The organism is Pandoraea sp. NPDC090278 (assembly GCF_044772185.1).
Taxonomy (GTDB): Bacteria; Pseudomonadota; Gammaproteobacteria; order Burkholderiales; family Burkholderiaceae; genus Pandoraea.
This window is the reverse complement of record NZ_JBIVYJ010000011.1, coordinates 25,498-35,484: the sequence shown is the minus strand read 5'-3', so window position 1 is coordinate 35,484 and position 9,987 is coordinate 25,498. Positions and strand designations below refer to the sequence as shown.

The window sequence follows — 9,987 nt, the reverse complement described above, 5'->3', positions numbered from 1 at the left end:
GCACAGCCAACTTCCGATATCTGTTTTAACGGGTGAGTCCTTGCGCGCTGACGCCCCGACGCGGTGGTGCAAGTCGTGAGTGAATCGGCCGACTCGAGCGGCAAGATGTTCCTGTCTAGATCATCGAAGGAACGTCGGTGCGAGCCGGGTACCGCCGACCTTTGCTGGACGGGAAAAACGTAACAAAACGACATGCATTGTGGCATCACCCGTCATATCGCGCCACCGCTGCCACGCACCGATTCTGGGAGCGGGGCCTGAGTCGTTGCTCATTTTGGAATGCAGGCTTTGGATCTTCGCCAGCTCCTTCTTCGAGTCTTCCTCGAGCGCATCGATGTCGGCGTAGATCTGGCGCGGATCTGCGTCGAAACGGACCTTCAACCAGCCGTAGTAAAGACGCATGTGGGCGAGCACCTGATCTTCGAGGCTGCCGTGGACGCTCACCGCAGTACAGTACTCTTCGTACGAGGCCTTGAGCGCAGCGTCGTATTCGAACAGATCATTGACATTCTTGCCTGCCATGCTCGGCGGAGTAAATGGCACGCCGCTGATGGCTGCCTGAAGGCGCATCTTGTTCAGCGCGCCTGCTCGTTGGGCCGATAGCCGCCGCCCACGTCGGAATGGCCGCCTGGGAACACAATTTCTTCGTGCGAACCTGCTGAATTACGGACTGGCGCGAGCGGAAAGCATGCGCGCAATTCATGCGAGGCGACAAAATGTAGGCAGCGATCGACCTGCTCAGGGATTTCGGTCTGCATGCTCGACAGGTTGTGCGCGGGCAGCCCGACCGACTCGACGGAGTCGAACAAGCCGAGAAACCGGAAGTGCAGCGGAGCCGATTCGCCATCGACCGCCGTCGGGCACGGCCAGTGAGGTACGTTGTCTTTGAACGTACACTTGGCGAGAAGACGATTGACGAATGCCCGCGCCAGCGTTGCACCACGCGAGAAACCGAAGACCGCGACGTCGATACGTTTGACCTTGTGGTTGAACTTCAGGCTGTTTCGGAAATCGGTTTCCGCCATTTCGAGACGAGCATCCCAGCCTAGACCCATCGCGCCACCGATCATCTCGCTATCGCGAATCTTGTCCACCCAGCTCGGATTGCTCGCGTCCATTGGCGTGCCGACGCCTGGATAGTAGAACCGGCTGATGAGATACGGCTCATCACGATGCCCCAAGTACAGTCGAGCGATATTCGACAGTTTGTTCAACGGCTCATCGATCTTCTGATTGTTGCCGGTGCCGTCGAAAAATAAGCTGATCCACGGCTTCTGCTCGCAGGTGGCGCATGCGGAAAAGTCTTCATCGTAGAGGAGCGTCGCCGTCTTGCAGGCGCGCAGATTGTCCATCGGATCGTCGTCTAACCAGTCTTGCACGCTTATTCCCCCATCCGGCGCATCACGCGTGATCCGGAAAACAATCGATCCACTCTTGGATTATTCGGGTCGAGTAATTCCGACGGAAACAATTCAGCTTCTGCCTTATGGCCTGGAAAGAATCGCACCACCAAATAGCTATGTTCGCGCGTGGCGGTAGGCATGGTTCCGGCAACCACGACATCCTGGCTATAGGTCTTCCACAATGATTTAGGGGCGTTTCCGTCGCCCACACGCCACACCACTTTGATTGTCTTTCCGACGCCGGGCATTAGCGCGCAGCATTCTCGGCCACCCGTCCCGCCTTTCGAGAACTCTTTGACCTGAACACCTCCAACTCCAGTTTGTTGTCCGTCAACGGTCTGAATCTCGAAATCTTGGATGTAGTCCTCGGTGTAGTTCGCACTCCAGGCAGATACATCGACGTAACCAGGTTTGCCAATGCCGCCATTGGCGCAGCCAGCAATGAACAGCAACACCGGAAGAAATAGCAATAACACTCTCTTGAGCATTGACTCTCCTGGGGAATGTGAGGATGAGGAAGCCGGCGGAGCCTGACCACAAGCAAGGTTGAGGCGGGTAGCCGATGGCAAGGACGTGTTGGCGGGTGCATCGAAAAGTGTTCCCGCTTTATGGGGTTCGGCTCCAGCCGAAATCTAGCGAAGTCGATCCAAAATTGATATGGGAAAAACCTGATTTTTCGATGAAATTTTAGCGTGTGCGAATCGCATCGAATCGGTGAAACTGTCACGAAAGTGATGTTGGACTGATAAGTCTTATTATCAGCCCGTCACGATACTCCTCTTAAACTAGGGTTTATGAAAACACGTGAGACACGCATCTTGGCACCGGAGTCATCGACCTTCCCGGATGAAGCGGAATTGGCCGCGTTGCGTGCGTGGTATGCCGGGCTGGAGGCTGGCGCGGCGGTGCTCCGTTATCTGGCACACCAAGCTCGGCCGGCGGGTGCGTCGTCACGCGGGATCCTCGGGCGTATCCGGCGGCAGTTGATCGATTTTGCCAAGACAAGGCATCGGCCAGACCTGGCCGCGATCTTCACGTCCCGCCCCTCCAGACGCTCGGCGGACACCATCCCCCGAGCGATCGAGACACTGCGCCAAATACCGATGCCCGTGCCGCAGATATCCGACGCCGTCGACATGTGGTTGTCGCCGCGCACGGTCCGGGCACTACACGCTCACGGCATTCGAACGCTATCTGACCTGACCGTGCGTATTCCGCGCCGCCGACGCTGGTGGCAAGCGATTGAGGGGCTCGGCATCGCCGGAGCGCGCCACGTCGAAGCCTTCTTCGCCGCGTATCCGGCGCTGACCGAACGGGCGCGGGCATTGATCGTCGCAGCCCCCGACGGGGTCGTCACGCCATGGGAGCACTTGCAGGTGCCGCACGACGTAGATGGCTCTCGGGGGCTGTTTCGGGCACCCAGATCCACGAGTCTGCTCGACGCGTCGAACGACTACGAGGCTGTCAAGACATGGCTGTCATTGCACGAATCGCCCGCGACACAACGCGCCTATCGGAAAGAGGCCGAACGCCTGATGCTGTGGGCGATCGTTGAGCGGGGGCGAGCCTTGTCCTCACTCACCACCGACGACGCGATCGCCTATCGCGCGTTCCTGCGTCGACCAACGCCGCGCGCCCGTTGGGTCGGGCCGTCTCGGCCACGGCACAGTCCGGAATGGCATCCCTTCACCGGTGCGCTGTCGGCTCGCTCTGCGGCCTACGCGTTGAATGTGCTTTGCGCACTGTTTCGCTGGCTCGTCGAGCAGCGCTACCTCCTCGCAAATCCTTTCGCTGGTGTCAAAGTCAAAGGTCAGACGAGGCGCGCCGGGCTCGACGTCTCGCGCGGTTTCTCCGAGGGGGAATGGTTGCTGATTCGCACGCTTGCCGATGGTCTCGAATGGTCCTGCGGTTGGAGCGAGCCCGCAGCCCAGCGGCTGCGATTTCTACTGGACTTCGGCTATGCGACTGGCTTGCGGGCGGGCGAGTTGGTTGGTGCCACCCTGGGCGATATCCGCCCGGGCGAGCAAGGGGAGCACTGGCTGCATGTCGTCGGCAAAGGCGAAAAGCACGGCAAGGTGGCATTGCCGCCGTTGGCTCGCTCAGCACTCGATCAGTATTTGCTGCAACGAGGGCTGACCGTCACGCCTACGCGATGGAATCCGACCACACCGCTTATCGTGAGTCTGGAGGAAGACGGTGCACACATCGAGAGTACGCGGCTTTGGCGCGTGATCAAGGGATTTTTCGGGCTGGCGGCAGATGCAATCCAGGACGAGCGGCCTGCCACGGCAGAAAAGTTGCGGCGCGCCAGCCCTCACTGGATACGGCACACGCACGCTTCGCATGCGCTCGCGCGTGGTGCTGAACTGGTGATGGTGCGTGATAACTTGCGCCATGCAACCATCTCGACGACTTCCACCTATTTGCACAGCGACGAGATCCAACGAGCAAGGCAAATGAATCAGGCTTTTGCTGCGCGAAAATAGCGTAGACGCCACGCGGACATCGCCAGGCATCGGGATGCTGGCATCACTTTCCGATAAATCTAGACATAAGGCGAGGCGGTTTCATAACTATTGGTGTTATGTGTCATTTCCAGCCTCATCCCGGCATCCCTCCGCAGACTCGATGGGTTTCCTTCAAAGCCTTGCCTGGTCAGGCTTTAAAGTAGATTTTTCATTTATGGGCGTTGGGCAATTAGCGTACGATTTTTTCCGTTTCGTGAGCTGCCCCCTTCTACCATGCCCCAGAATGGTCAAACGGTCCTTGCCTGGATCCTTCCGATGAGGATTCGTGAAAACATAGGCATCTGAATAGATTGTGATCAAGCGCATCATGTGTATCAATCTCCGACTAGCACATCCGTGGCACAAGGGGGTCAGCGGATAGCCAGTGTCCCGTTCCGAATGCATTGGTGCCCCACCACGGCCTTGGCGACCGACTCGCCGATCGCCACGACATCCGCCCATTCGACGACTGAAATGTTGCACTGCACCTGGTCGTGATCCTTCCCAAACAGCCCCGAGTGCCAGCGCAATTCACTGATGTGGTTGTTCGTGAATTGAAGAAATTGCCCACTGGGAAAGATGTATCCCTGGTTGTAACCGGACAACGTCCATGGGTTGGTTGCGACGCAAGAGTGATCTGGCGCGCCATCCTTCACGAACACGACAATCGTGCCTGGCACCAATCCGCTCTGGATCGCCTTTCTCGTCAGCCTTTGCCCAAAGGGAAGCAGCCGCTGAATCAGAAGTTGCGGATTGCCCAGGAATTCGGCGTACTCACTGAGGGTCGGTGCCCGCCCAAACTCCGCGAGAAACAACCAGTAGCACGTGCCGAAATGACAGGCTGTGGGTATGCCATTCCATGATCGCTTCGCGGGCACGGCATCCGGTATGGGGCGAACAACGTCGGCTAACATCAGTCCTCCTTTCACTCTTCAATACGACCTCGAATGCGCTTGTCTTCCTCGCGCTTCATACGTCCTGTGCGGTCACGCCCCCGCCAATCGGTCGCATAGCAAACCAATCGATGCTCTTGCGCCCTGGATTGCAACCGGTCGAGAGCGCTCACGGCGGTTCCTTCGAATTCTGGGAACGCCCGAAATTTCTCGCGCCCGCCTGCTCCGGCGTACGATCAATGATGATTTCGATGCGTCGATTCAGCGCTTTACCAGCTTCGGTCCGGTTGTTTTCCACGGGATCGGATGCGCCCCGCGCGATGATGGCGATCCGCTTGCTGACGATGCCCCGCTTCTGCAGATAGCGCCCCACGGCTATCGCGCGGGACTCCGACAGGGCAAAATTCGACGCTTGCGTACCGTGGGGAGCAAGCGCCTCGTCGGTATGACCGACCACCGTCACCTGCGCATCCGTACTCGCGAGCATGGCTGCAAGCTGATCGAGTTGCCGAGCCAGCGCAGGGGGCACGTCAGCCTTTCCGGACGGAAATCCGAGGTCACTGCTGAACACTAGATGCACGCGATCACCCCGTTGCCCCAGGCTCACATACCCTGCGGCGATGCCGAGTGCCAGCCAGCGTTGCAGTTGGCGATCGGCCGACTCCCTCTGCGCCACCTCGCTGGACAACTGGTCAACCCGGGTTGCCAATGCCTGGCCGTCGGCATGTTGTCGGTAGGCCATCCATGTCAGGACAGCAATCACCACAATCGCGGCCAGGGTGAGAGTCCATCTCGTGCGATGTCCTCGCCCGACCGGAGTGAGTGCCGGTCGAGCATGAGGCACGACGGAACGTCCGTAGGCAATGAATGCCGGACTGGCCTGGCTTTGTGCCAACCGTATCGCAGGAAGCGGCTGCCCTCGCTCATCCGTTAGCCCCCGCTCGATCAGGTGAGCGATGACGGCCAATGCATCGGCATGCGACTTCGGGTTCTGCGACAACTGCTCAATCCAGGCGCGACAACGCTGACCGCTGCCGTTTTCTTCATAGTACTCTTTTAGCAGGCTGCGCTGCAGCCAGACCCCTTTGCAGTTATCCGCCCGTCCGCGAATGCGCGTCCCCGCCTGGTCCACGGCTGCACAGAAACAATAGCGGATCGCCTCAACGTCATCCGCCTTCATCGAAGCCGAGTAGCAGGAGTTCGCGAAGGTTACCATTCGCACCCGCGCTTCGGTTTGCAAGGTGTCCAACCGAGCGACCGAATCGAGCTCCGGCGACAGTTCATCCAGCGTCCAGAACAGGGGCTGCGCGAGCCTGAGCAGGTGATTTCTGGCGTGCAACTGGTCGGCCATCATCCGGATCTCCCCGGACACTGGAAACCTTGCAGCAGACCGGTGGTCCACGGATTGGCAAGGCTTCCGGTATTGATGTCGAGCTGGGCCTTGCGGCCGTCGAACTCATATTCGGCCAGGAAATGACTGGCTGTGGCCGAGCCAGCGAGTTTGCCCTTGGCAATCACACGCATTAGTGCCCAAGGCCCGTTCGCGGCGAGCGTCGAAGTTTCCGGACGAATACGCGGACTAGCCTTGATCTCGGCATTTTGCCCGCCACGCGGGCCAGGCCAGGTAATCTTCAAGGGGATCACCGGGCCGTGCACGTAGCGCAGGCTCTGGCCATCGAAGTCCATGTTGAGCTCGACAATCTCCGGATCCAACTCTACGACTTTCAGATCCACCTTCCACGCCATCTTCCTGGCGCCCGGTTCGCGAAAAAAGACCTCGCGGATTTCCTTGGCACGTTGGAACGGCACCAGGCTGGGCCCAGCCACCGGCGGAACGTCCGGCGCCGTCAGCTTGTACCGCCATGGCGAAACGGTGGTATCGACATGGGGTGCCAGAACCTTCTGGAAAAAGTCGTCCAATACGCCGCCGGCAGCAAATACCCGCGCGAAATCCTCCGGGTCCACGTCCTGCTTCGACGTTGGTGTGAACGGATACTTGCCATCGATCGCGCTGCGGCAGCTTTCGCCGATGACCGCATCCATCTGTGCAATCAGAATATCGCCAATGCCCTTGTTGACATCCCGCGTGCCCTGCACGACCAGATCGGCGAGTACGGCCTTGAAGGGCACCGGCAACTTGGCCGCTTCCATGCGCAATTGGGAGCCGGCGTCCGTAGGCGGTGGCAGATTGCGGGTATTCAGCGCATTGTTGGCGACCACCAGTGTGGTGTAGTAGGCGTTCACCATTCCCGCAATGCCATCCAGTTGTGCTTTGCCTGCATTCTGCCCATCGGTCTTCTTCACGTCGGCCTGACCAGTTACCACCTCGCGTAACGCCGCGAACCGGCTGTCAACCAGTTCCCGTTCCTGCCGAGCTTCGGCGCGAGCCGTCATGCCACTAACCTTCTCCGTTTTCTTCTCCAGCGCTGAAAGCGCCTTGTCAGTCAGTGACTTGTCTTCCGACTCAACCGGCCGGCTAAGCGTAGTTTCAACAACCGCGGCACGCCCGAGGCGTGCCAGCGGCGAATCCGGGGCGGCCAAGTTGCGCAGAATCTCCAGATCAAAGGCCAGGTTGTTACCCGTCACCGCCCGGATATCGGAGAGAAAATCCTCCCAGCGCCTGGCATACTCGGTCAGATACAGGCGACGGATTTCCTGCGTGAGCGGATCGTTTCCGGCCAACTTTCCGGCTGCCTGCTCAAGCGTTTTTTTCTTAGCCCCAAGACCGGTTGCCCGCCCCATTACCCAGGCATCGATGCCTTGCGCCTTCGCAACGAATTCCGGCAAACGCGCATTGAACAGGTCATGGTAGCCCGCGTAGGTGAAGAGGCCGGGAATCCCACGCTCAAGCGGTTCGCCGCTGGCTCGCGTGAACACCGTACCCGCCTGGGGGCCAACCGCGCGGATAAGCGTGAACTCCTGAGGGGCTTCCTCGATCATCGCCACCTTGGCACGGTCGTACAGACGTTCGATTGAAGTATTGGTGTCCAGGAAGTCGCGTGCGGAACGGACCAATGCCTCATTTTTGGCATAAGGCGATTGCACGGCACGGCTGCCATTGAGCAGGTCATCCAAGTGTTCGAGAATCGCTACCCGACCACCAAACGCATCAGCACCGTTACCGGTTGCCCAGTCACTCCGCACCCAGCTTCGGACATCCGACGCATTGAACTTGGCCATGTCATGCAGCATCAGATAAACCCGCAGGGTGTCATAGGTGCGCTTGGCATCCTTGCCAGCGACTGCCGAGGTCAGCACCGTTTCCACTCGGCGCACGAGATACGGCACCAGCAAGTTGTCCTGCAGCTTGCTATGGGTAAATGTCGCGGCATCCAGTTCCGGTGGCACGGTATAGAGTCCATAGCGCCAATCGAGCGTCGGGTCGGCGAGATTCAGGCCTGAATAGGCAGGCAGGTCGTGGGCTGCTGCCAGGACTTCAGGCATGCCGGCGGGTTCTGGCTTCTTGTAGAAGCTCGTAACCTGCGCAGCGAGCGCCTTGGCTTTCTGCTGCACAACTTCGAGATAGTTGCTGTTGCGTCCGAAGCTCGCGTACAGGCCTGCTGCCAACCACAGGAAGAGCACTACCCACAGCGCGTGCCCAATCCAGCGCAGCAGGCGGAAGCGAAACTCCCAGCGCAGGTTAGGCTTGACCAAATGCGTTTCGGAGAGAATGCGCTTGGTAAAGAGGTCGGGCAGAAAATAGCTGAGGCTGCCTGCCTGACCGCTCTCCAGATTAGTCTGGCTGGAGGACTTTGCGTCCCGGACATGCCCTTGAATGGTATCTTTGGCTGCCCCCACCGAATCGCCGGTCTGCGCCGCACTCGTGAAGTACACGCCGCGCAACATGGTGCTGTGCTCGGTGTCGTCATAGCGGGAATCCACGAAGATCTGGTCAATCAGGTCAGCCAGCGGCTCTGTCAGACTTTCAAACTCATTGAGCAGGTCAAAGAGAGCCCTGCGTCGGTTCTCGTCGAACTCTTCCAGCAGGCGATCGTCTGTCCCCGCCTCTACACGAGCGGCCAGTTCCCTCATCTCCTCGCGGCACAGGGCTGCAAGATCAAGCTGCGGCTTGCCACGCTTGGTATTCTTGCCCACAGGCAAGGTGAAGCCCCACGACTGCGTGCGACCTTCGCTGCCTAGTGACTGAAAATACTCCGCAAAGCCTGTCAACAGATCGAGTTTGGTGACAACGACATAAATCGGGAACTGGATACCCAGTTCCCGCCGCAGTTCCGCCAGCCGACTGCGAATCCGAGTTGCGGCGTCCGCGCGGTCCTGTGTTGATTGCTCGACGAGATCTGTGACGCTGACGGTAACGAGCACCCCATTGATCGGTGCCCGGCCCCGGTACTTGCGCAGAAGGCCCAGGAATCCCCGCCATTCGGCCTGAATAACCTCCGGTTTGGAGGTGATCTCCTGGCTAGTATAGTGCCCCGCAGGGTCGATCAGCACCGCCTCATTGGTGAATCGCCATGCGGGCGGATTTGATCCCTTTTCGTCGTCGTGCGCCGAACCGTTAGCTTCCGCCACCGGGAACCGTAGCCCCGCGTTGCAGAGCGCTGTCGTCTTGCCGGCCCCAATGCCGCCCACCGTCAAATACCACGGCAGTTCGTAAAGGTAACTTCGGCCGTCGAGAAGGCGAGTCAAGCGATTGCCGGTCCGCAGCGTCTTCAGTCGGCGCAGCCCGGCTTCAACCCGGGTCGTGACTGCCTCGATCTCTGCCTCGGCCACCGGCTCCTCGTCGTTTTTCTTGCCGAAACTCAGCACCGTTTTGCGGAAACCCTGGTTGGACTGGATGCGAAGCACCATCAGGTAAACCAGGTAAATGAGCGATAGAAAAAGGACGACCGCGATGAGTACGATACGCGGTGTCGTTGGCTCCAGGGGTCGTTGATTCCCGAACACCAGCAGCGGTCCGGCTTGCCAGATTAGCAAGCACAGTGCCGCGCCCCCAATAAATACCAGTGGCAGCCCCTGCAGCCAGAACAGCACCAGCGCCAGTAACAACACGATGACCGTTACGCGAATGCCGACGCCAGCCAGCGGCCGCATGTCGTTCAGGCCCAATAGCGGGCCGAGCCACCAAATGGCCACCGCCAGGAGCACGATGGCCAGTGAGACCACAATCAGCTTGGTGACTAGCCCTTTGTCCAGTCGTTTCGGAGAATCCATGCTCGCTTCCAG

The 9,987-nt window shown here is 59.3% G+C and carries 7 protein-coding genes; 1 reads left to right on the top strand and 6 read right to left on the bottom strand.

Annotated elements, in window-relative coordinates; genetic code table 11:
- Positions 1–120 precede the first annotated feature (120 nt).
- The 3 genes from ACIQWO_RS26460 to ACIQWO_RS26450 are packed head-to-tail and all read right to left on the bottom strand — an operon-like array spanning position 121 to position 1,891.
- A complete protein-coding gene (locus ACIQWO_RS26460; protein WP_402830609.1) occupies positions 121–570 on the bottom strand; it encodes a hypothetical protein in 450 nt (149 codons plus the stop codon).
- Between the two features lie 5 nt (positions 571–575).
- Positions 576–1,352: a T6SS phospholipase effector Tle1-like catalytic domain-containing protein gene (locus ACIQWO_RS26455; RefSeq protein ID WP_402830607.1), complete on the bottom strand. Its 777-nt coding sequence runs from the start codon at positions 1,350–1,352 to the stop codon at positions 576–578.
- Between the two features lie 29 nt (positions 1,353–1,381).
- Entirely contained in the window at positions 1,382–1,891 is a 510-nt protein-coding gene (locus tag ACIQWO_RS26450) for a DUF3304 domain-containing protein (protein WP_402830604.1), read from the bottom strand.
- A gap of 306 nt (positions 1,892–2,197) precedes the next feature.
- Here ACIQWO_RS26450 and ACIQWO_RS26445 point away from each other — a divergent pair, with 306 nt between their 5' ends.
- On the top strand, positions 2,198–3,889 hold the full coding sequence (locus ACIQWO_RS26445; RefSeq protein WP_402830602.1) for a phage integrase family protein: 1,692 nt from the start codon (positions 2,198–2,200) through the stop codon (positions 3,887–3,889).
- Positions 3,890–4,281: 392 nt separating this feature from the next.
- On the opposite strand, the gene ACIQWO_RS26440 is transcribed toward ACIQWO_RS26445, so the two are convergent.
- The 3 genes from ACIQWO_RS26440 to tssM form a co-directional block, all read right to left on the bottom strand.
- The gene (locus ACIQWO_RS26440; RefSeq protein WP_402830600.1) at positions 4,282–4,824 is read right to left on the bottom strand and encodes a hypothetical protein; all 543 of its coding nucleotides are present in this window, start codon (positions 4,822–4,824) and stop codon (positions 4,282–4,284) included.
- Positions 4,825–4,972: 148 nt separating this feature from the next.
- A complete protein-coding gene (locus ACIQWO_RS26435; RefSeq protein ID WP_402830597.1) occupies positions 4,973–6,157 on the bottom strand; it encodes a DotU family type IV/VI secretion system protein in 1,185 nt (394 codons plus the stop codon).
- Positions 6,154–9,975, bottom strand: a complete 3,822-nt coding sequence (gene tssM / locus ACIQWO_RS26430; protein WP_402830594.1) for a type VI secretion system membrane subunit TssM — start codon at positions 9,973–9,975, stop codon at positions 6,154–6,156. The genes ACIQWO_RS26435 and tssM overlap by 4 nt, the downstream gene beginning before the upstream one ends.
- Between the last annotated feature and the right edge of the window lie 12 nt (positions 9,976–9,987).

Bases quoted from the DNA above. Each gene is read 5' to 3' on its own strand.
- ACIQWO_RS26460 (WP_402830609.1), bottom strand. From the start codon at position 570: ATGCGCCTTCAGGCAGCCATCAGCGGCGTGCCATTTACTCCGCCGAGC.
- ACIQWO_RS26455 (WP_402830607.1), bottom strand. From the start codon at position 1,352: ATGGACAATCTGCGCGCCTGCAAGACGGCGACGCTCCTCTACGATGAA.
- ACIQWO_RS26450 (WP_402830604.1), bottom strand. From the start codon at position 1,891: ATGCTCAAGAGAGTGTTATTGCTATTTCTTCCGGTGTTGCTGTTCATT.
- ACIQWO_RS26445 (WP_402830602.1), top strand. From the start codon at position 2,198: ATGAAAACACGTGAGACACGCATCTTGGCACCGGAGTCATCGACCTTC.
- ACIQWO_RS26440 (WP_402830600.1), bottom strand. From the start codon at position 4,824: ATGTTAGCCGACGTTGTTCGCCCCATACCGGATGCCGTGCCCGCGAAG.
- ACIQWO_RS26435 (WP_402830597.1), bottom strand. From the start codon at position 6,157: ATGATGGCCGACCAGTTGCACGCCAGAAATCACCTGCTCAGGCTCGCG.
- tssM (WP_402830594.1), bottom strand. From the start codon at position 9,975: ATGGATTCTCCGAAACGACTGGACAAAGGGCTAGTCACCAAGCTGATT.